18 protein-coding genes are annotated in these 19115 nt (G+C 61.3%); 11 read left to right on the forward strand and 7 right to left on the reverse strand.

Annotation, left to right across the window (positions count from 1 at the left end; all coding sequences use genetic code 11):
- Positions 1 to 2: 2 nt before the first annotated feature.
- The 6 genes from B5P46_RS15065 to B5P46_RS15090 are packed head-to-tail and all read left to right on the forward strand — an operon-like array spanning position 3 to position 6254.
- Positions 3 to 758, forward strand: coding sequence for a hypothetical protein (locus B5P46_RS15065; protein WP_129419355.1), 756 nt, complete (start codon positions 3 to 5; stop codon positions 756 to 758).
- Positions 751 to 2025, forward strand: a complete 1275-nt coding sequence (locus B5P46_RS15070; RefSeq protein WP_129419356.1) for a hypothetical protein — start codon at positions 751 to 753, stop codon at positions 2023 to 2025. The genes B5P46_RS15065 and B5P46_RS15070 overlap by 8 nt, the downstream gene beginning before the upstream one ends.
- Positions 2012 to 2968: an AAA family ATPase gene (locus B5P46_RS15075; RefSeq protein ID WP_064655171.1), complete on the forward strand. Its 957-nt coding sequence runs from the start codon at positions 2012 to 2014 to the stop codon at positions 2966 to 2968. Before B5P46_RS15070 ends, B5P46_RS15075 begins: the two co-directional genes overlap by 14 nt.
- Positions 2969 to 4282: a DUF58 domain-containing protein gene (locus B5P46_RS15080; RefSeq protein WP_129419357.1), complete on the forward strand. Its 1314-nt coding sequence runs from the start codon at positions 2969 to 2971 to the stop codon at positions 4280 to 4282.
- Positions 4282 to 5358, forward strand: coding sequence for a stage II sporulation protein M (locus tag B5P46_RS15085; protein WP_129419465.1), 1077 nt, complete (start codon positions 4282 to 4284; stop codon positions 5356 to 5358). Before B5P46_RS15080 ends, B5P46_RS15085 begins: the two co-directional genes overlap by 1 nt.
- Positions 5355 to 6254, forward strand: a complete 900-nt coding sequence (locus B5P46_RS15090) for an RDD family protein (protein WP_129419358.1) — start codon at positions 5355 to 5357, stop codon at positions 6252 to 6254. The genes B5P46_RS15085 and B5P46_RS15090 overlap by 4 nt, the downstream gene beginning before the upstream one ends.
- Positions 6255 to 6439: 185 nt before the next feature.
- On the opposite strand, the gene B5P46_RS15095 is transcribed toward B5P46_RS15090, so the two are convergent.
- Complete coding sequence (locus tag B5P46_RS15095; RefSeq protein WP_164986497.1) at positions 6440 to 7372, reverse strand: LysR family transcriptional regulator; 933 nt, start codon at positions 7370 to 7372, stop codon at positions 6440 to 6442.
- Positions 7373 to 7457: 85 nt separating this feature from the next.
- On the opposite strand from B5P46_RS15095, the gene B5P46_RS15100 reads away from it, so the two are divergent.
- Positions 7458 to 8345, forward strand: a complete 888-nt coding sequence (locus B5P46_RS15100; protein ID WP_129419359.1) for an NmrA family NAD(P)-binding protein — start codon at positions 7458 to 7460, stop codon at positions 8343 to 8345.
- Between the two features lie 21 nt (positions 8346 to 8366).
- Here the strand turns inward: B5P46_RS15100 and B5P46_RS15105 are convergent, their stop codons facing one another.
- Together B5P46_RS15105 and B5P46_RS15110 are read right to left on the reverse strand one after the other, a co-directional pair.
- Positions 8367 to 9245, reverse strand: a complete 879-nt coding sequence (locus B5P46_RS15105) for an FkbM family methyltransferase (RefSeq protein ID WP_129419360.1) — start codon at positions 9243 to 9245, stop codon at positions 8367 to 8369.
- Positions 9245 to 10963, reverse strand: a complete 1719-nt coding sequence (locus B5P46_RS15110) for an adenylate/guanylate cyclase domain-containing protein (RefSeq protein ID WP_129419361.1) — start codon at positions 10961 to 10963, stop codon at positions 9245 to 9247. The genes B5P46_RS15105 and B5P46_RS15110 overlap by 1 nt, the downstream gene beginning before the upstream one ends.
- A gap of 164 nt (positions 10964 to 11127) precedes the next feature.
- On the opposite strand from B5P46_RS15110, the gene B5P46_RS15115 reads away from it, so the two are divergent.
- Both B5P46_RS15115 and B5P46_RS15120 read left to right on the forward strand, forming a co-directional pair.
- On the forward strand, positions 11128 to 12216 hold the full coding sequence (locus B5P46_RS15115) for a glycosyltransferase family 4 protein (RefSeq protein ID WP_129419362.1): 1089 nt from the start codon (positions 11128 to 11130) through the stop codon (positions 12214 to 12216).
- Entirely contained in the window at positions 12216 to 13001 is a 786-nt protein-coding gene (locus tag B5P46_RS15120; protein ID WP_129419363.1) for a polysaccharide deacetylase family protein, read from the forward strand. The genes B5P46_RS15115 and B5P46_RS15120 overlap by 1 nt, the downstream gene beginning before the upstream one ends.
- Here the strand turns inward: B5P46_RS15120 and B5P46_RS15125 are convergent.
- The 3 genes from B5P46_RS15125 to B5P46_RS15135 form a co-directional block, all read right to left on the reverse strand.
- Positions 12958 to 13860 carry an alpha/beta fold hydrolase gene (locus B5P46_RS15125; protein WP_129419364.1) on the reverse strand — a complete coding sequence of 301 codons (903 nt, stop codon included), beginning with the start codon at positions 13858 to 13860 and terminating at the stop codon, positions 12958 to 12960. The genes B5P46_RS15120 and B5P46_RS15125 overlap by 44 nt on opposite strands.
- The gene (locus tag B5P46_RS15130) at positions 13857 to 14231 is read right to left on the reverse strand and encodes a GFA family protein (protein ID WP_129419365.1); all 375 of its coding nucleotides are present in this window, start codon (positions 14229 to 14231) and stop codon (positions 13857 to 13859) included. The genes B5P46_RS15125 and B5P46_RS15130 overlap by 4 nt, the downstream gene beginning before the upstream one ends.
- A gap of 155 nt (positions 14232 to 14386) precedes the next feature.
- Positions 14387 to 15217: an MBL fold metallo-hydrolase gene (locus B5P46_RS15135; RefSeq protein WP_129419366.1), complete on the reverse strand. Its 831-nt coding sequence runs from the start codon at positions 15215 to 15217 to the stop codon at positions 14387 to 14389.
- Positions 15218 to 15725: 508 nt separating this feature from the next.
- Between B5P46_RS15135 and B5P46_RS15140 the strand changes: the two genes are divergently transcribed.
- Together B5P46_RS15140 and B5P46_RS15145 are read left to right on the forward strand one after the other, a co-directional pair.
- Positions 15726 to 16394, forward strand: a complete 669-nt coding sequence (locus tag B5P46_RS15140) for a GntR family transcriptional regulator (protein WP_003548443.1) — start codon at positions 15726 to 15728, stop codon at positions 16392 to 16394.
- A gap of 75 nt (positions 16395 to 16469) precedes the next feature.
- Positions 16470 to 17144: a GntR family transcriptional regulator gene (locus B5P46_RS15145; RefSeq protein WP_129419367.1), complete on the forward strand. Its 675-nt coding sequence runs from the start codon at positions 16470 to 16472 to the stop codon at positions 17142 to 17144.
- A gap of 11 nt (positions 17145 to 17155) precedes the next feature.
- Here the strand turns inward: B5P46_RS15145 and B5P46_RS15150 are convergent, their stop codons facing one another.
- Complete coding sequence (locus B5P46_RS15150; RefSeq protein ID WP_129419368.1) at positions 17156 to 19051, reverse strand: bifunctional sugar phosphate isomerase/epimerase/4-hydroxyphenylpyruvate dioxygenase family protein; 1896 nt, start codon at positions 19049 to 19051, stop codon at positions 17156 to 17158.
- Positions 19052 to 19115: the final 64 nt, after the last annotated feature.

Genomic DNA, 19115 nt, shown 5'->3' on the forward strand with positions numbered 1-19115 from the left:
GCATGGCCATCCGCAACCTCGGCCTGCTGGTGGCTCCTTTGCTCGCCACCTCAGCTCAGTTTTCGCCCGTACAGGCGCAGGACAGCGACAGTCAGCAGGTGGGCGGCGGCGATCATCAAAGGAGCGCCGCCGGAGCCGATTATGCCTCGCAGTGCCAGCTGAATGGATTGCGCTGCACGCTCGTCTATGGCGACGCCTCTGTAAAACCCGAACCGGCGTCGAATACGACCAAATCGTCGCCACAACGCAAGCCGTTGATGATCCCGCGAGAGCCGGTCGTCAGTGGTCCTCTGGCGGTTGCCATCGTGCTTGTCGGTCTCATCGTGGCCGTCGGCTTGTGGATACGCTTCGGAAATGGCGGTGTCTTGCTCTCGTCTGCTCCACGCGACATCAAGCGGCAGGGTGAGGCGCCGGAAAGCTGGCGCACATCCGCAGACGAAGCCCAGGAAAAGCCGAGCGACTTCCTGCTACGCATTGCCGCCATGGCGGATCGCCGGCAGGCGCTGGTCCTGCTGCTCAGACATTGCCTGCTTCACGCGGCTGATGTGACGGGAACACGGCTTTTCCGTTCGGATACGGAACGGGCCGTTTTCGCCCGCCTGCCGGAAAACATGCCCGACCGCGATCGCCTCGAAAATTTTCTGACTGCAGTGGAACTCGTTCACTACGGCGGCCGCACGCTCGCGGAAAGCCATTTCGGCGTCCTTCTCGCTACGGCGCGCGGCTTGCTGTCATCGGGCCGAGTGGCCAATGCGTAACTCGGGGCCTCTTCTGTTTCTGGGGCTGTTGCTTGTGCTGGCGGCGCTGGCAGTCTTTGTGCTGTCGCGCGGCAGCGATTTCGACCGCTCGCCGCTTGGCAACAAGGGGTTGGAATCGTGGCTGCAAGCCAAGGGTATCCCTGTCGTCCGATCCGATCCCCATGTCGCCCGGGCACGTTCGGAAATCTCGCTGCGGATCATTCCCTTGTCGATAGGCCAAGGCGAGGCTGTCGCACCTCAGGCAAACGAGGAAGCGGATGACGCAGGCCCGGAAAGCCCGATCCGGGAGTCAAACCGCTATGCGCTGCCGACGCTGATCATTTTGCCGAAATGGCGCGGCAGCGTGTCGACGGATGGTGTTGCCAGCACATCGAGACTGGTCGATCTCGCCGATATCGGCGGCGAACTCGACACGATCGGTTATTCAGATTTTGGCTTCGCCCGCAGCAGCACCGATTTTGCAGAGGCGCAGCCGCAGCTGAAATCGGGCCAGCCCATCAAGATCGCCCTCTATCAGGCGCAAACCTTCGAACGATCGAGCCTCCCGAGCGGTTGGGAGGAGCTCGCGGGCACGGCATCGGGTGCACTGCTCCTGCGTGGCGAGGACGACCCCAACGTCTATCTGCTATCGGATCCGGACCTGTTGAACAATCACGGATTGGCTCTCGCCGATAACGCCTCCTTTGCCGTGTCGCTCGTCACGCTGTTGCGCGGTGCGAGCGAGAAACGGCCGGTCTATCTGGATACGGCCGGCTTGCCTTTGGATAGCGAGAAACCGGTGGATGAGGGCCGGACTTACGAGCGCTCGGCCTCCGATTTCAAGCGGTTTTTCGCTTATCCGCTGTCCGTCATCTGGGGAGTGCTGCTCGTCGTTGCGGCCATTTGTTTCTGGCGCGGGGCCCATCGCTTCGGGCCGGCTTTGCCGGAGGCATCCGCAAACACCGAGCTGTCGAAGACCGCCGCGATCGAGGCGACGGCGCGTCTGCTGCGCCTGTCGGGCAATGATGGCCGAATGACCGGACAGTTCGTGCTGCATCTGCTGGCGGACAAGGCGCAACTGGTCTTCGGCCCCGGAGCCGGAAACGAGGCGGGCATAGAGCGGCTGTTTCAACGCCTGGCGCGCCGCGATCAGGCGGCGGCGAAGGCACTGCATTCGTCAGCGCAGGCGCTGATTGATCGTGGACATCGGATGACGCGGGCGGATCTGCACCGCAACCTCGAAATTTTTAGAAAATCGCTGGGGAGCACTGACCTTGGATCTAGGTGAATTTCGCAATCTTATCGCTGCGGTTCGTGGCGAAATCGGCAAAGCGGTGCAGGGGCAGGATGCGATCATCGATCTCGTCCTGATCTCGATCTTTGCCGGCGGACATTGCCTGGTCGAAGGTCCGCCCGGCACGGCCAAAACCCTGCTGGCCCGGTCGGTCTCTGCCGCCATGGCGCTGCAATATCGGCGCATCCAGTTCACGCCCGACCTGATGCCCGGCGATGTTCTGGGCGTCAATCTCTTCAATTTCCAGACAAATCAGTTCCACCTGACCAAGGGCCCGGTCTTTACCGACATTCTTCTCGCCGATGAGATCAATCGCGCCCCGCCGAAGACGCAATCGGCCCTGCTGCAGGCGATGAACGAGCGGATGGTCACGCTTGACGGAACCGATTATTCCCTCGGGCCGGATTTCTTCGTGCTTGCCACACAGAACCCGATCGAGCAGCAGGGCACCTATCCTCTGCCCGAAGCACAGCTCGATCGCTTCCTGTTCAAGCTTGTCGTCGATTTTCCCAGCCGCGATACGGAAATTGCCATTCTGTCCAAACACGCGACGCAGGCGCTGAAATCAGACCTGCGCAATGCCGGCATCCGTCCGCTTGTCACCAGTGCCGCACTTGCCGAAGGGCGGGCGCTGATCGATGCGATCCATCTGGACAACACGATCCTGACCTATATCGTCGACCTGGTGCGCGCCACCCGCTCCGATCCCGACATTCTCTACGGTGCGTCCACCCGCGCGGCCGACGCTGTTGCATCGGCAGTGCGCGTGCGCGCGGCTTTCGAGGGAAGGGATTACGGCTTGCCGGACGATGTCCAGGCGTTGCTGGTGCCTGCCTTACGTCATCGCATCGTGCTTTCGCCCTCCGCGGAAATTGACGGGCGCACGCCGGACGAGGTGCTGCGCAATATCATGAACCGCGTGGATGCGCCCCGTTAAATGCGGCCATCCTCCACTCTGATCGCGCTCGTTCTGATGTCCGCCGCGGTGACGGTCTTCACCAGCGTGTGGTGGCGCGACATGAGCTACCTCTTGCTCCTCATGTGGCTTGTTCTTGCAGCCCTCACGGTCGCCGATCTGGTCATCTCCAACCTGGCGGGCAGGATGACGATCGATTTCGATCTGCCGCCGCAAGGCTTTGTCGGCCACACCACCGCGTTCACGGTCGGCATCCGGCCGCGAAAGGGCGCGCTGCCTCAGAAAATCGAAATCCGGCTCGATCTCGCTCCCGAGCTGGTCGTCGACGAAATCAGATGGCTCAACCCAGCATCGGGTGCCGGGGAGGTCAAGGCCACTCTGGACCTTCATCTGACCCGGCGGGGACGATACGCGATCAACGACTTGTGGCTGAAGTGGCCATCGCGATTGAAGCTGCTCGAGATGATCGCGAAGATGCCCGTCGGGAAAGAGATCGCCGTCCAGCCCGACATATCGCCGGTGCTGTCGGGAGCGATCAAGACCCAGATCCTGCCGCTGGAGGCCGGCCAGAAGGATTTGCGGTTGCGTGGCGAAGGATCGGAGTTCCACCAGCTGCGTGAATTTGTAAGCGGCATGGATCCGCGCAGCATCGATTGGAAGCGGTCGGCGCGCATGCGCAGTCTCGTCGTGCGCGAGATGAGGGCCGAGCGAAACCACCAAATCATCCTCTGCGTCGATTCCGGACGGCTGATGGCCGAACAGCTAGCCGGCTTCACGAAGCTCGATCGCGCCATCAATGCGGCGCTGGCCATGTGCTGGGGCGCAGGCCTTGCCGGCGATCTTGTGGGTTTTTATAGCTTCGACAGCCGCCCGCGTCTCTTCGTGCCGGCCTTGCCCGGCCGAGCAGCCTTTCCGCGGCTGCAGACGGTGTGCGCCGGTCTGCGCTACGAAACGCAGGAGACCAACCATACGCTGGGACTGACCCACCTTTCGGGACGCCTGAAGCGACGTTCGCTGATTGTGATATTCTCCGATTTCGTCGACACCATCACGGCGGAGCTGATGATCGAGAACATACAGGTGCTCGCCCGGCATCACTTCGTTGTCTATGTCGCCCTGCGCGATCCGATGCTGGCCAAGCTCATCGAACCCGAGGAAACGACGCTCGATGCCGTCGCCCGATCGGTTGCGGCGCGCCAGATCCTTCAGGAGAGGCGCGCCGTCATGGAAAAGCTGGCGCGTCTCGGCGTGCTTTGCCTCGACAGTACGCCGGAGGCACTGACCTCGGATCTCATTGCGCGCTACATCGAAATCAAATCCCGTGAGATGATATGATGGATATCGGTATCGACGGCAGGATAGAGAAGGGTATTGCGGCGAATGCCGCGGCTGTTCAGAACGATACGCTTCGCTCGGCCCGCTTCCGGCTGGAGCGCGAGGCACACTGGCGTCAACTGGACGAACTCGTGACGCGTGCCGAGAAAGGGGGCGCAGCCACGCTCGGCTATGATGAAGTCCGCAATCTCGCCACCGGATACAGGCAGGCGATGAACTCGTTGAGCGTGGCGCGCGATATCTCTCTCGATCGCGCTCTGATCGCCTATCTGGAAAGCCTCTGCGCTCGGGCCTATCTCGTCGTCTACGCCCCGCAGGAAAGCCTGGGCGGCCTGATGTCGCGCCTGCTGTTGCACGGCATTCCCCAGGCCGTGCGGCGCTCTGCCCTGCCTTTGTTCATCGGCTTCCTGGCGCTCATTCTAGGCGCGCTGGCCGGATACAGGCTCTGCACCAACGACCCGAGCTGGTTCTATACCTTGGTGCCGCCCGAGATGGCCGACCAGCGCACGCCTGATGCCTCGACCGAGTACCTCCGCTCGACCATCTATGGCGATGAAGGGCATGACAGCGACCGGCTGGCCGCATTTTCCGCGTTTCTCTTTTCTCACAACACCACCATCGTCATCCTGATCTTCACGCTGGGTGTTTTCGTGTCGGTGCCGAGCTTCATCCTGACCTTTTACAATGGTCTGATCCTCGGCGCGTTCTTCGCGATGTTTAATCAGAGGGGGCTGGGTTACGACGTCTTCGCCTGGCTCTCGATCCACGGCGTCACCGAGCTTGCGGCTATCGCCATTGCCTGCGCCGGTGGGGCAAGGCTCGGACTTGCCGTTCTCCTTCCCGGTGCCAGAACGCGAAAGGAAGCCTTGCGCCACCAGGCGCATGATGCCGTCAAGCTCGCCATCCTGGCGGCGCTGATGCTCGTCGCCGCCGCCTTCATCGAAGGGTTCCTGCGCCAGCTGATACAGGATCCGCTCTGGCGCATCGTCATCGGTTGGGGGATGGGCCTCTTCTGGGTGAGCTGGCTGCTGCTTGGAGGTCGCCAAAGCAAAGCTTCGCGTGAGGTAGTGCGATGAACCGAACAGACAAGGAAGGCAAGCGCGTCGAGCAGTTCATCCCGCCGGAGGGCGTCCCGATCACCTTCGCCATTGCCTCGATCGGAACCCGTTTCGGCGCGCAATTCCTCGACATCGTCTTTACTTCGATCATCATATTCATCGTTGCTATCGCCATCCTCTTTACAGGCGTGCTGCCCATGACGGCGGAGGCGATGCTCTTGGTGATGCTCGGTTTTTTGGTGCAGACCCCCTACTACATTCTCTCGGAGCTCATCTGGAACGGACGCACGCTCGGAAAAAAAATCACGGGGATCCGTGTCATCAACATGGACGGACGGCGGCTGACGCCGCACCAGGTGACTGCACGCAACCTGATGAAACAGGTGGAGATTTTCGCCCCCATGGGCCTCTTGGCTTCGGTCGGCACGCAGTCTGCCTGGGAAAACGGTCTGACGAGCCTCTGGCTTCTAGTGGTGGTCATCGTCCCCTTCACCAACCGACGCCGGCAAAGGCTTGGCGACATCATTGCCGGCACCCTGGTGGTCGACACTCCGCGCTCCGTGCTGCTCGCCGACCTCGCGCTGTCTGCTCCTGCCGCCGTCTCGTCGCAGGCGGAATTCGAATTCTTGGCCGAGCATCTCGATATCTACGGCAAATTTGAGCTGCAGACCCTGGAGGACGTGCTTCGCGACTCGACAAAGACGTCCAATCACAAAGAGATCGAACAGATCGTGCGAACCATTACCCGAAGGATCCGGTATGAAGACACCGTGAAGCGCGGCCAGGAACTGGTTTTCCTGAATGAGTTCTACCGCGCCCAGCGCGAGCATCTGGAAAGCTTGAAGCTTTTCGGCACGCTTCGCGAAAACAAATATCATGAGCATTCGCGATCAGAGGCGAAGAAACTGGTTTGAAGCGAGCCACATCGCCCGAAATTGCCCGCCTCCTCTCCCTGAGTGTTCTGTTCCCTGCTGCGATATATGCGGCATACGCATATTTCCCCTCTGGCGACTTGTGCGCTCAAGGAGACATCTAAAGCATCTTCGATAAACGCGGAGTCGGCTTGAGGAGTTATGCGAGAGACAGCGCGCTTACGGACTCAGCTTCCAACGTCAATCGCCGATGACATATCCATCGCCGCCGCGACAATGGCACGTCTCAACCATATATGCCTGGGCGCGTCTTGCTGGCGCGCGTGCCAGGCGAGGCTCATCGTGAAGATCCCAAGATCGAGGGGCGGCGGCAACGATACGAAGCGCCTCATGTTGGCGGCGGCTCGTGCCAGGCTCGATGGCAGGGTCATGATGAGGTCCGAGCGAGCGGCGATCTCGACCGCCGCGAAGAAGTTCGGCACGCGCAGCTTCACTCGTCGCGTTCGCCCCATCCGCGCAAGTACCTCATCGACAGGTGCAAGCCCGACGCCGGTAACGCTCACCACGATATGCTCAAGCGCCAGAAAGCGGTCGAGCGTGAGTTTTTCGGCGAGCGCAGGGTGATGCGCCCGCATGAGCGTCACGAGTTCTTCGTCATAGAGGCCGCGTCGACGAATGCCGGCCGGCGCGTCGTCGATCAGCGCCACCATCGCATCCGCCACGCCGTGCTCCAGCGCTTCGATCCCGTTCGTGCCCGGCGCGACAATATCGAGATCGAGGGACGGTGCCTCGCGGGCAAGGCGAGCGAGCAAATGCGGCGTGAGCGTGGCGGCCTGGAGATCAGGCATAAGCAGCCGGATTCGACCCGTCGCCGTCGCGGGATCGAACGAGTTCGCTTCCAACAATTCTCCTACGCCTGCCAGTATCCTGCGCAGCGCCGGACGCACCTCTTCGGCACGAGAGCTGAGGACGTAGCCGCCCGGCCCATCGACCAGCAGCGCGTCCGAAAACAGCGTGCGCAATCGGCCTAACGCACGGCTCGCGGCCGGCTGGCTCAAGCCGAGCCGGTGGGCGGCCCGTGTGACGTTCTTCTCATCCAGCAGCGCCTCAAGCGCCACCAACAGGTTTAGGTCGATCCGGCGTAAATTCACTTGGTGCATGCTCACTATATACATCATGCATTAGACGCATGACAACTCCGCGCCTATTGGTTCCTCTATCGAGTGAGCTGACGGAGTGGCAATCATGTATGTTGTACTTGGAGCAAACGGGCGGGCCGGCGGCGAGGTAGCGCGCGCCCTTATCGAACTCGGCGAGGCCGTGCGTGTCGTCCTGCGTTGCAAGGAGCAGGGTGAAAAGTGGACAGCCCTCGGCGCTGAGGTGGCCGTCGCGAGCATCGAGGATGCCGAGGCGATGGCCGAGGCGCTGAAGGGCGCGTCGGGAGCGTTCCTACTCAATCCGCCGCCGGTGAGCGATGATCCCTATGCACGCACTGAAGAACTTGGCGCGGCGCTGACCGATGCAGCACGGCGGGCGCGTCTGCCCAAGGCCGTTGTCCTGTCGTCCATCGGAGCGCAGCATGTCTCCGGCACTGGCGTCATCGCCACCCTCAACCGGTTCGAGGCGCTACTTGATGGGGTGGCGCCGGCGACCGCCTTCCTGCGGTCGGGCTATTTTATCGAGACCTGGGGCGAGGTGGCGGAAGCTGTCATGTCGCAAAGCGTGCTGCCGACCTTTCTCGAACCCTCCCAGAGAATTCCGATGGTGAGCACAATCGATGTCGGGCGCGCCGCGGCAATCGTGTTGCGCGAGGAATGGACCGGGAAGCGGGTCGTTGAGTTGAGCGGACCGGAAGACTGGAGCGCTGGCGATGTGGCGTCGGCCTTCGCGGAGGTTCTCGGCCGCCCGGTGGTGCCGGTGCTTGTCCCGCCGGAGCGCCGCGCCGCGCTGCTCGCCGAGGAAGGCCTTCCCCCCGAGGTGGCCAGGGCGTTTCTCGGCATGTATGAGGGAATCGCCAACGGCCTGTTCATGCACCAGAACGACAGCGAACGCCGGCGCGGCACGATTTCTCTGACGACAGCGATAGAGCGCATTGCCGCAACGGTTGAACCAGCCGGCGGCGGCCGGATATGACCGGAATAAGTCGAATCTGCTCTATGGCAGGAACAGCACGTTGTACTGATCGAACTCGCCCGGCAGGTCGCGGACCTTCATCTCCACCTCGCGGTCCTCGAAGAGGACGAGGCAATCCTCGTAGAAGCCGGACAGCGTGGATATAAAGGCTTTCGTTCCTTCCGGGCCGTAGAACAGCGGCGTGAATTCCATGTACAGCGGCACGCGGCGGGCAAGCAGCGGCTGCATTGAGCGGCAGGCGACCGGCTCGTAGCCCTCGATATCCATCCAGACGAGGCCGATCGCGGCCGGATCGACCGAAAGTCCGGCAAGGATCTCGGAAACCGGCTTCACCGGCACGCTGATCCTCTTGTCTGTCGGGCTTTGACGGATGGCGCTGCTCTTGCCGTGATTGTTGAGGTTGAGAAAAAAGTCGATCTCGCCTTCACTCTCGCCGGCGGCGCAATTGACGAGCCGGACCTTCTCCTCCAGCCGGTTCTGGCGAATGTTGAGGGTAAGCAGCGGGAAATTGCGCGGATCGGGCTCGATGCTGACGATCTTGATGTAGGTGTCGCTGAGGGCGAAATAGACGGTCTGGGTGCCGATATTGCCGCCGATCTCGAGCAGCGTTGCGTCCTTTCGCAAGAGGCCGCGCTCGCGCAGGATGACGATCAGCCGGTCGACGGCCTCGCGCTCGAAATGGCCCTTCCGGAAAACCTTGCGGCCGATATAGTCGGCGGGCGAGAAGGTCATCAGATGGTCGCCGGCGTCGACCGTCATCGAGACGACGCGCGGGCCGATATTCTCGATCAGCAGGCGGCGGCCGAAGCGGCTGTCGAAGAAACGCGAAGCGGCCGCATTGCGCGCCTTGCGCAGGCGACGGCTCCAGTATTTGGCGGTCAGCCAGGGCTTGCCGGGCATCAGTCTTTTCCTTCGAGCGGCTTTGCCGCTTTCTCTCTTGGAATGACGTAGACTTTCAAGGGCAGGGCCCGGCCGCGCACACTGATTTCACGGCTTTCGATGCCGGAAAGATCGGCGCCGGAAAGGCTCGCCACCGGTTCGGAGATGACGATCGCCGCCTCGAATTCCTTGGCAGCGCTTTCCAACCGGCTCGCAACATTCACGGTATCGCCGATCGCCGTCATGCTGCGCACCCGGCCGTATCCCATCGTGCCGACGACGGCTGGGCCGGTGTGAATGCCGATCGCGATGCGCAGCGGCAGCGCCAGTTCGTCGGCCAGCTCGGCGGCGAGTTTCTCGATCTCGGCGACGATCGCCGCTGCTGCGTTGAGCGCCTGGCGGCAGGCTTCCTCCGGCGCGGTGTTGAGGCCGAAGAGCGCCATGGCGCCGTCGCCGATGAACTTGTCCAGCCGTCCGCCCGACTGCTCCACCGCCTTGCCGATAATGGCGAAATAGCGGTTCAGCAGGAAGACGACATCGAAGGGCAGTCGGGTTTCCGTCAGCGTGGTGAAATGGCGGATATCGACGAAGAGCACGGCGATCTCGCGCTCGCGGCCGGGGCTCGTCTCCTGGCTGTTGGCGGGAAGTGCAGCCTCGATCGCCGGCACGAGAAGTGGCGCGACGGCAATGTCGCGGTTCGGACGAAGCTGGCAGGCGAGCCGGACATCCGGGCCCGCATTGATGCGCTTCAGCGTCGTCTGTTCCATCTTGTCGGGGGCAGGCAGGCTTTCGTAGTCGCCGAGAATCTGCACGCGGCAGGTGGAGCACTGACCCTTGCCGCCGCAGACGGAATAATGCGGCAGGCCGCCGAGCCGGCTCGCTTCCAGCACGGAGAAGCCGCGCGGCACGCGGATCACCTCGCCGCCCGGATAATGCACGGCGACCTGGTCCAGCCGCTCTTTCAGCTTGCGCCGGGCGCGGGCGACGACGACGATGAGCAGCGAGGTCGAGAAGGCGCCGTAGAGCCCGGCGCGGATCATGGCGACCTGCCGGTGAACTTCCGGGTTCGAGGCGTAACGGGTGTTGATGCCCTCCTTGTAAGCGCCGATCGTCATGGACTGCTGGTAGGAAGGATCGGCAAGAGTCCGGCCCATTTCGACGAAGCCAAGCAGCGCGAGCACCGGCACGAGGATGGCGAGCGCCAGCATTAGCGGTGCGAAGTCTGGGTACCAGGAGCGGTAGCGCAGCCAGAAATGGATGCCGATGCAGCCGTGGATCCAGACGGCGACGACGGCGAGCGCCTGCCGCGCGCCGTTTGCTGGAGACCTGATCCACAGGGAACCGACGACCGTCTCGTAGTCGTCGATGTAGCCATAGAACTCGTGGGCGATGCGCGTGCTGATGACATGATCGAGGAGAAGCAGCGGGATCATCAGGCCGAGCACGATCTGCGCCATTTCCCCCTTCGGCATGACGAGACTGCGGCGCATGTAGATGGCGCGTAGCACCAGCGCGATATGGATGAGGACCGACGAATAGAAGATGGCGGTCCCCAGAGGATTGCGCCAGATCGCCAGAAAGAGGTGGGCGGCTTTATCGGCGGCAGCGACGGAAATCAGGCCAATCGCATGGTTCGACAAATGCAGCAGGACGAAGATGAAAATGACGAGGCCGGAACCGAGCCTCGCCCTTCTGATCGTACGTTCCGAAAAAAACCCTGTGGCCGAGACCGTCGTCATTCATTCCCGTTCTTGTCGATGTAACCGCAGGCCCATAGAGATTGCTTCGATCGCGATCACATTCCATATGTTTATGCGCAAGTTTTAGGGAAAGGGACAATAGCGGAATTTTTCGTGATAGCACGAGTGCCAGTTGTAAACAGTCTGTCTTACGTGAGGTGTCAATGCGGGTGGCTTTCTACGCGCCGATGAAATCGCCGAACCATCCGGTGCCGTCGGGCGACCGGCTGATGGCGCGACTGTTGATCCGGGCGCTGGAACTTGGCGGGCATCAGGTCGACATCGCCTCCGAATTCCGCACCTATGCCTCGACACCGGAGGCGGCAGAGGCACTCGAACCCGCCATCTCCGCCGAACTGGAGCGGCTGTGGCTAAGATGGAAATCCGCGCCGCGGCCGGAACTCTGGTTCTGCTACCACCCCTATTACAAATCGCCCGATTCCTTCGGGCCGGCGATTTCTGCCGAATTCGCCATTCCCTATGTCACTGCCGAAGCCTCCTATGCGGCAAAACGCGACCGAACCGGCTGGGCTGCTTCACAGAAGCTCGTGGGCGAGGCGATCATGCGGGCGGCGGTCAATATCAGCTTCACCGAGCGCGACCGGGCCGGGCTTGCAACCGCCTTTCCGCAGGCGCGGCTTGCCAGGCTGAAACCCTTCATCGACACCGCGCACTTCGAGAGGGTGTCGCCGGCGCCTGATCCGCGCCGGCTGATAACGGTCGCGATGATGCGGGCCGGCGACAAGATGGACAGTTATACGATGCTTGCAAAAGCGTTGCGACTGATCGAAGACCGGCCCTGGACGCTTGCCGTCATCGGCGATGGTCCGATGCGCCAGGAGGTGCAGGTGCTGTTTGCCGGCCTTGCCGGCCGCATCGAATGGCTGGGCGAGCGGGATGCCGTTCAGATCGCCGAACTGCTCGGGCGCGGCGGTATCTATGTCTGGCCCGGCTGCGGCGAGGCCTATGGTCTTGCCTATCTGGAGGCCCAGGCCGCCGGCCTGCCTGTCGTCGCACAGGAAACGGCAGGCGTGCCGGCGGTGGTCGAGGCTGGCGCGACCGGCCTGCTGACGCCGGATGGTGATGTCGCCGCCTATGCCGAGGCCGTGGCTGCCCTGCTTGACGACAGGCAAAGGCGCGACGCCATGGGACAGGCGGCGCGGCGCTTCGTGCTTGGGCAACGCTCGCTTGCGATGGCGGCGCAGCTATTGAACGGAATTTTGCGGGACAGCGCAGCAACAGGAGTGACGTGATGACCGACAGAATGGCCTGGGACCCCTTGCGCCGCGAGCTTGACCGCTGGCAGGCCGTCGGCCGCGTGGCGCGGTTCTGGCTGCGGGATGACGACGCCGTCGAGCCGACGCAGGCGCTGGAGACGCTGATGGCGCTGGCCGGTGAAAGCGAGATTCCGCTGACGCTCGCCGTCATTCCCGGCCTGACCGGCGAGGCGTTGGCCGCGCGGCTGGCAGGGGAAACAGCCGTCGTTGTCGCCGTGCATGGCTGGTCTCATACGAACCATGCGGGGCCGGAGGCGAAGAAGCAGGAACTCGGCGGCGAGCGGTCGGCGGAGGCCGTGCTCGGCGAGTTGGGTGACGGGTTCCGGCTACTGGAGCGGCTGCATCCGGCCCGCTTCCTGCCGGTGCTGGTGCCGCCGTGGAACCGGATCGACGCGGCCCTCATTCCGGCGCTGCCGGCCCTCGGATTTGCAGCACTTTCGGTCTATGGGCGGGCAAAGCAGGACGGCCCGATGCCGCTTCTCAACACCCATGTCGACATCATCGACTGGCACGGCACGCGCGGCGGACGGAGCGAGGAGGAATTGGTGACCGAGCTGGTCGCCGAGCTTTGCCACCGGTTTGCCGGCAGCGACGAGCCTGTCGGCGTGCTCACTCACCATCTGGCGCATGATACGGCCGCATGGAATTTCCTGTCGGCCTTGTTTGCGACGACGGGCCGGCATCCCGCCGTCCGCTGGTCGCCGGCGGCGACACTTCTCAAGGCTCAGGCGCGTGAACCCGTTCAAGGAACTCGCGCATGAGCGCGACGACGCCATCGAGATGCGTCTCGAGCAGCCAGTGCCCGCCGCCGAGCAGATGGAGTTCGGCATCCGGCAGATCGCGCAGATAGGCCCGCGCCGATTTTTCCGGCATGTAGTGGTCGTTGGGACCCCAGACGATCAAGGTGGGCGGCCGGTATTCGCGCAAGTATTTGCGGTGTTCCGGAAACCAGGCCCGGTTCTCCTTCAGTCCGGCGATCAGGTCTATGGCGATTTCCTTGCGCCGCGGCGTGATCAGCGACCTATGCAGCTTCCAGAGATCGGGCGGGATGGTATCGGCCAGAGGAGGCGGCAGATCGTTGAGGAACTCCTCCTTGAAAGTCTCCTCGCTGATCGCCTCCGCCAGCACCCTCCTCATCTCCGATCTCGGAAGCGTCCACGTCGCCTCGATATCCGCATATTTCGGTCCAAGGGCATCTTCATAGGGGATATCGCCATTCTGTATGATCAGCCCCGCAATGCGCCGAGGGCCTCTGATCGCCAGCCGGGCACCGATCGGCGAGCCGAAGTCGTGGAGGTAGAGGACGAACCAGTCGACATTCATCGCACTGACGAAGGCCTCCAGCCAGGCGGCGTATCCATCGAAACTGTAGTCGAAATCATCCGGCGTGCCGCTGTAGCCCGCACCCGGGAAATCAGGCGCAATCAGGCGCCAGCAGTCGGCAAGGCGCGGCATGAGATTGCGAAATTCATAGGAAGAGCAGGGATATCCGTGCGGCAGCAATAAGACCGGAGCATCTTCCCGGCCGGCCTCACGGTAAAAGGTTTCGACGCCGGCAACAGTAATCCAGCGATGTCGGACAAGAATGGTCACGGGAACCTCCTCAGAACCGTTCTTCATTTTCGGTCTTCGTCATACTGTTCGGCGCCTTCCACTGGCCGCAGCCACGGCTCGCGGCGTTTGATCCAGAGTTCGTAGCTCGGCACAAGCGGCGTCGGCGCTTCGGAGAGGATTCCAAGCTTGATTTCCGCCTCCTGACCATCGGCGGAAAACAGGCGCGAACCGCAACTTGTGCAGAAATGCCGACCTTGGAATGCGGCGGTTTCCCCTGAATGTTCGAATTGGCCGGCGGGCCAGATGCCATAGAAGGTAAAGGCCGAACCGCTTTCCTGCCGACAGTCCGTACAATGACAGATCCCAACGCGTAAAGGTTCGCCTCGGACGGAAATACGCACCTGCCCGCAGAGACACTTTCCGGAAAGCACGGTCATGACTGATCCTGTTTTCGTTGATTTTGCGCTGCGGGGAAAACGGTCCGGCCCAGCATCTGTTCCGTCGAGACGTCGCAAACCTGCTCAGGTCGATAGATAGGCTCTCTGCCGAAGAGCTTCGGACTGCACAAGACGAACCGGCCTTCAGCAGCCTGCTAGATCACTACAGTCTGATTGTCGCGCGCGGCGAAGGATTCGGGGAAGGCGGCCTGCGCCTGCGCTTCCATCTGCGCCAGCTGTTCGTCCGTCCGGGAAGGGGCGTGGTGGAAGAGCGCGAAGCGCTTGGCGCCTGCCATCTTCGCAAGCTCGGTGCCATGCTGCCAGGTCGAATGGCCGAAGCCCTTGAAACGCTGCATCTCGTCTTCATTGTAGGTGCAGTCGTAGACGACGAGATCGGCGTCCTGCATCATCTCCAGCGAGACCGGATCATAGCTGCCGGGAATATGCTCGATGTCATAGACGAGAGCGATCGAACGGCCCTGCCATTCGATGCGGTAGCCGATGGCGCCGCCCGGATGGTTCAGCATGAAGGTCTTGATTTCAATGCCCGGGCGCGGGTTCAGCACCTGACCGGCATGAAAATCGCTGAAATTCATCGTCGCCTGACAGATATCGGTCTTGACGGGAAACCAGGGCGGGCTGATGAACTGCTCGACCATTTCCCGGGTGCTCATTTTGCCATCGAGATGGCCGGACCAGATGTTGACGTTGATCGACGGATAATAGATTGCCTTGAAGAAAGGCAGACCGATGATGTGATCATAATGGCAGTGGCTGAAAAACAGGTCGACGTCGCTGACGCTGTCGGCGAGCATCGAAAGCCCGGCCTCGCGCAGGCCGGAGCCTGCGTCGAAGATCATCCGATGTTCTCCGCAGCGAATCTCGATGCAGGAAGTGTTACCGCCGTAGCGATCGAACTCGGGGCCTGACACGGGAATACTGCCGCGGACGCCCCAAAATTTTACCTGAAACAGTTCTGTCGTCATCGTTCTTCAAACCGGCCTTCCCGCGTCGCCATCGTAGTCATAGTTCGTCTCGATGCGAAGCAGCAGAATTCCACGGGTTTGTCTGTTCCCCTTTGTATTCTCCTAACCGCTAGCGGAAGAAGAAGTAGATTTTCCTAAGCAATCGGCTTTCGGCTCGGAAAGCAAGCCAGTATGGTTGGTTTTCGGTAAACACGCTGCTGAGGGTGGGGACATTTTCCCGTAAGTCATGCCTATTAGATGGTTGCGCGCGATTGAAAAAACAATTGCCGCCAAGTCTAGCCGAAAGTCCAATTTTAAGAGCAGCACGAAAGCCGGCGCCAAAGGGCCAGGCCCGACAGCATGGGGCACGTTTATTGTGGTCAGTCCTACCGCCCCGACTTCTCCCGCGTTCTCCGGGAAAATCCGCATCATATGAGAAAATTGGGGTTCCTATTCCGCGAATGTTTCCTTGATTGAGAATGCCAAAAGGCGATATATCCGACGATACAAGAAATATAAGAGAGTCGCTATGCTGCAGCCGGTTATCAACGAGACCATTGCCGAGAGCAGCTACAGGCGCATTCGGGCCGACATCATTTTTGGCCGGCTGGCTCCCGGACAAAAATTGAAGCTGGAAAGCCTGAAGGAGTCTTACGAGACCAGCATCAGCACACTTCGGGAAGTGCTGAACCGGCTGTCCTCCGAGGGACTTGTCCTCGCCGAGGGGCAGAAAGGTTTCGAAGTGTCCCCGGTGTCGGTTTCAGACCTCAAGGAGACGGCGGCGCTGAGGCTTCTGCTGGAAACACATGCCCTGGAGCAGTCCTTCGTGCATGGCGACGTGGAGTGGGAAGCTCCCCTGGTATCGGCGCATTACAAATTGGCTCGGATGGAACAGGTGATGGCATCCGGCGACACCAGCAGGGCCGAGGACTGGAAGCGCTACGACTGGGAGTTTCACCAAGCGCTGATATCCGCCTGTGGATCGAAACTGCTGATGGAGACGCATTCGGTGATCTTCGACAGATATCTCAGGTATCAGATGGTTGCCTTGTCCTATCGAGGCGATGTCGCGGCCAATGAACACCAGCAGCTTTTGGATGCAGCATTGCGACGTGACGCAGAGACGGCCAAGCGGGTGCTCGTGCTGCATATCCAGGGCGGGGTCGAACATGCGCTGGCAAGAGGGACGCTGAAATAGAATGATCCGGACGTTTCCCTTCGAGCTTTAAGTTTACCCAACACAGAATATGTTTCGGCAGAACCAGGAAAAGCCATGCTCAAGCAAGTCCACGACCCGGCTGAAACAGTAAGCGATGTCGTCTTCCGGCAGATACGCGAGGATATCATATCGGGCACATTGCCGCCGGGGGCCAAGATCAAGCTGGAGCAGGCAAAGGAACGCTATTCCATCGGGATTTCTTCGCTGCGCGAAATCCTGAGCCGCCTGACCACGGAAAACCTCGTTGTCGCCGAGGGGCAGCGTGGCTTTGAAGTCAGCCCTGCTTCGCGCCGCGAACTCCTGGAACTCGCCGACCTCCGGATCGTTCTTGAGACGCATGCGATCGGCCTTGCCTTCGCTGCCGGAAATCTTGAATGGGAGGGGCGCATCGTCGCTGCCCATCACCGGCTGGCCGCCGCGGAACGCAAGCTCCTCGCGGGCGACGTCTCGCGGACCGTCGACTGGGTCCGATACGACTGGGAGTTCCATCAGGCGATTGTCTCGGCCTGCAATTCAGCGACGCTGATGGCGACATTGTCGTCCGTCTTCGACCGCTTTCTCCGCTACCATATGCTGGCCGAGAGTTTTCGCGGAAAGCCAGTTGTCGATGACCACAGGCTTCTGTTTGAGCTTTCCATTCAGCGCGACGTCGCTGGCGCGACCGACGTCGTCAGACGGCACGTTCAAAGCGGCGTTGACCATGTGCTGAAGAGCGGCCAGATTCTCTAACTAAGCCAGTCTCAAAAGGCGTCTTTCGGAATTCCCTCCGGTCGCATCAGTTTCTTCAGAGCGGCGATCCGGAAAATTGCGTTCGGGGCGCCGTAGCCGCGGTAGCCGCGGCGCTCGACGATCTCGAAAAAGAAACCCTCCCCATAGGTTCCGCTATAGAGCTGGAAATATTCGCCATGCTCGTCGCGGTCATAGAGGATGTTCTCCGCCTTCAGCCGCTCGGTCAATGCAGGATCGAGGCCGAAGCGGGCTTCGACGTCGTCGTAGTAGTTCGGCGAAATGTGCAGCGATCTGAAACCGCAAACACGAAGACTTTCGGCGGTTGCAAAGATGTCGTCGGTCATAAACGCCAGATGCTGGATGCCGGCCCCGAATTTCTCGGCGATGAAATGTCCCGCCAGAGTGCGGCGATTCTCGGCGCCGTTCATGGTAATGCGCAGCGCCCCGGTGTCGTTCTCGAGGACTTGACTGCGCACCACCCCGGCCGGATCGATGATATCGACCATCGGGGTCTTCCGCGTCTCGAAAATGGACGTGTAGAACAGAAGCCAGGTGAGCATTTCATCGTAACCGACCGTCTGGGCGACGTGATCAATGCGCAAAAGGCCTGCCGACGGCGCGTCGCTGTCATCGGTGACCGGCTGAAAGTCGATTTCCGAGAAGCGACCCAATGCGCTCTTGTCGTCGATGAGATAGATGATCCCGCCTCCCACGCCCCGAATGGCAGGCAGCTCTAGCTCACCCTCCGCGACAGGCTGGGTGAATGGCTCGGCATCCAAGGCAAGCGCGCGCTCATAGGCCTTGGCGGCATCGTCGACGACCAGAGCCATGGCATATGCAAAAGTACCGTGAACGGCGTAGGCCGCATTGGCGAATCCTGCCTGATCGACATTGACGAGGATCCGTATCTCGCCCTGCTCGAAAAGAGAGACTTTCTTCGTGCGGTGGATTGCCGTCTTTTTGAATCCGAGGGTGCGCAGCAATGCAACCAGCTCGACTTCATCCTGTTCGTCCGTGGCAAACTCGACGAAGCCGACCCCCTTTACGGAGGGCCTTTCCGGCATCGCCGCTCCGGTCATGCTGCCGATGCCGAGATGGCGGCGTACCTGATCACCAAGATAGATCAGGGAGCGGTGGCCATCGGCCGCAATCGCACGCGACAAACCGCCTCGGAACTGGTCGTTGAAGATTTCCAAGGAGAAATACCCGTCATAACCTGTTGCCGCGACGGCTTCGGTGAACGCCGTGACGGGGAGGTCGCCTTCACCCGGCATATTTCGGAAGTGGCGGCTCCAATAGAGCAGGTCCATGTCGATCAGCGGAGCATCGGCAAGCTGGACGATGAAGATTTTCTCTTTGGGAATCGAGCGGATCGAATTGACGTCGATCTTGCGCGACAAAGTGTGAAAGCTGTCGAGGATAAGACCGACATTCGGATGATCGGCGCGACGGACGATCTCCCAGGCGTCGCGGTGGTCGCTGATATGGCGGCCCCAGGCAAGCGCCTCGTAGCCCACCCTCAGTCCACGCCTGGCGGCACGCTCGCCGAGTTCATGAAAGTCCGCCGCCGCCCGGTCGATGCCGCCGATGGCGGCCGGCGAGACGTTGGAGCAGACGAGCACCAGATCCGTTCCAAGCTGCTGCATCACGTCGAACTTCCGTTCCGCGCGGTCAAACGTGCGGCTTCGCAGCGGCTCCGGCATGCCCTCGAAATCACGAAATGGCTGAAACAGGGTGATCTCCAGGCCATGGTCGCGGACGAGTTTTCCGACATCAGCCGGGCTTCCGTCGAAGGCGAGGAAATCATTCTCGAAGATCTCGACGCCGTCGAAGCCCGCTCGGGCGATCGCCTCGAGCTTCTCCGGGAGTTCGCCGCTGATCGTTACAGTCGCAATCGAGGTCCTCATGTCAAAGCCCTTCCGATATCCGTGCGAGATTAAACGAGCGCCCAACACGGCGATGCGTCCCGGA

The organism is Rhizobium leguminosarum, from assembly GCF_004123835.1.
Classification (GTDB): domain Bacteria; phylum Pseudomonadota; class Alphaproteobacteria; order Rhizobiales; family Rhizobiaceae; genus Rhizobium; species Rhizobium leguminosarum_M.

What these genes read in the sequence shown, in the direction of transcription:
- B5P46_RS15065 (WP_129419355.1), top strand. Translation starts at nt 3, where the DNA reads ATGGCCATCCGCAACCTCGGCCTGCTGGTGGCTCCTTTGCTCGCCACC.
- B5P46_RS15070 (WP_129419356.1), top strand. Translation starts at nt 751, where the DNA reads ATGCGTAACTCGGGGCCTCTTCTGTTTCTGGGGCTGTTGCTTGTGCTG.
- B5P46_RS15080 (WP_129419357.1), top strand. Translation starts at nt 2,969, where the DNA reads ATGCGGCCATCCTCCACTCTGATCGCGCTCGTTCTGATGTCCGCCGCG.
- B5P46_RS15085 (WP_129419465.1), top strand. Translation starts at nt 4,282, where the DNA reads ATGGATATCGGTATCGACGGCAGGATAGAGAAGGGTATTGCGGCGAAT.
- B5P46_RS15090 (WP_129419358.1), top strand. Translation starts at nt 5,355, where the DNA reads ATGAACCGAACAGACAAGGAAGGCAAGCGCGTCGAGCAGTTCATCCCG.
- B5P46_RS15095 (WP_164986497.1), bottom strand. Translation starts at nt 7,372, where the DNA reads ATGCACCAAGTGAATTTACGCCGGATCGACCTAAACCTGTTGGTGGCG.
- B5P46_RS15100 (WP_129419359.1), top strand. Translation starts at nt 7,458, where the DNA reads ATGTATGTTGTACTTGGAGCAAACGGGCGGGCCGGCGGCGAGGTAGCG.
- B5P46_RS15105 (WP_129419360.1), bottom strand. Translation starts at nt 9,245, where the DNA reads ATGCCCGGCAAGCCCTGGCTGACCGCCAAATACTGGAGCCGTCGCCTG.
- B5P46_RS15110 (WP_129419361.1), bottom strand. Translation starts at nt 10,963, where the DNA reads ATGACGACGGTCTCGGCCACAGGGTTTTTTTCGGAACGTACGATCAGA.
- B5P46_RS15115 (WP_129419362.1), top strand. Translation starts at nt 11,128, where the DNA reads ATGCGGGTGGCTTTCTACGCGCCGATGAAATCGCCGAACCATCCGGTG.
- B5P46_RS15120 (WP_129419363.1), top strand. Translation starts at nt 12,216, where the DNA reads ATGACCGACAGAATGGCCTGGGACCCCTTGCGCCGCGAGCTTGACCGC.
- B5P46_RS15125 (WP_129419364.1), bottom strand. Translation starts at nt 13,860, where the DNA reads ATGAAGAACGGTTCTGAGGAGGTTCCCGTGACCATTCTTGTCCGACAT.
- B5P46_RS15130 (WP_129419365.1), bottom strand. Translation starts at nt 14,231, where the DNA reads ATGACCGTGCTTTCCGGAAAGTGTCTCTGCGGGCAGGTGCGTATTTCC.
- B5P46_RS15135 (WP_129419366.1), bottom strand. Translation starts at nt 15,217, where the DNA reads ATGACGACAGAACTGTTTCAGGTAAAATTTTGGGGCGTCCGCGGCAGT.
- B5P46_RS15140 (WP_003548443.1), top strand. Translation starts at nt 15,726, where the DNA reads ATGCTGCAGCCGGTTATCAACGAGACCATTGCCGAGAGCAGCTACAGG.
- B5P46_RS15145 (WP_129419367.1), top strand. Translation starts at nt 16,470, where the DNA reads ATGCTCAAGCAAGTCCACGACCCGGCTGAAACAGTAAGCGATGTCGTC.
- B5P46_RS15150 (WP_129419368.1), bottom strand. Translation starts at nt 19,051, where the DNA reads ATGAGGACCTCGATTGCGACTGTAACGATCAGCGGCGAACTCCCGGAG.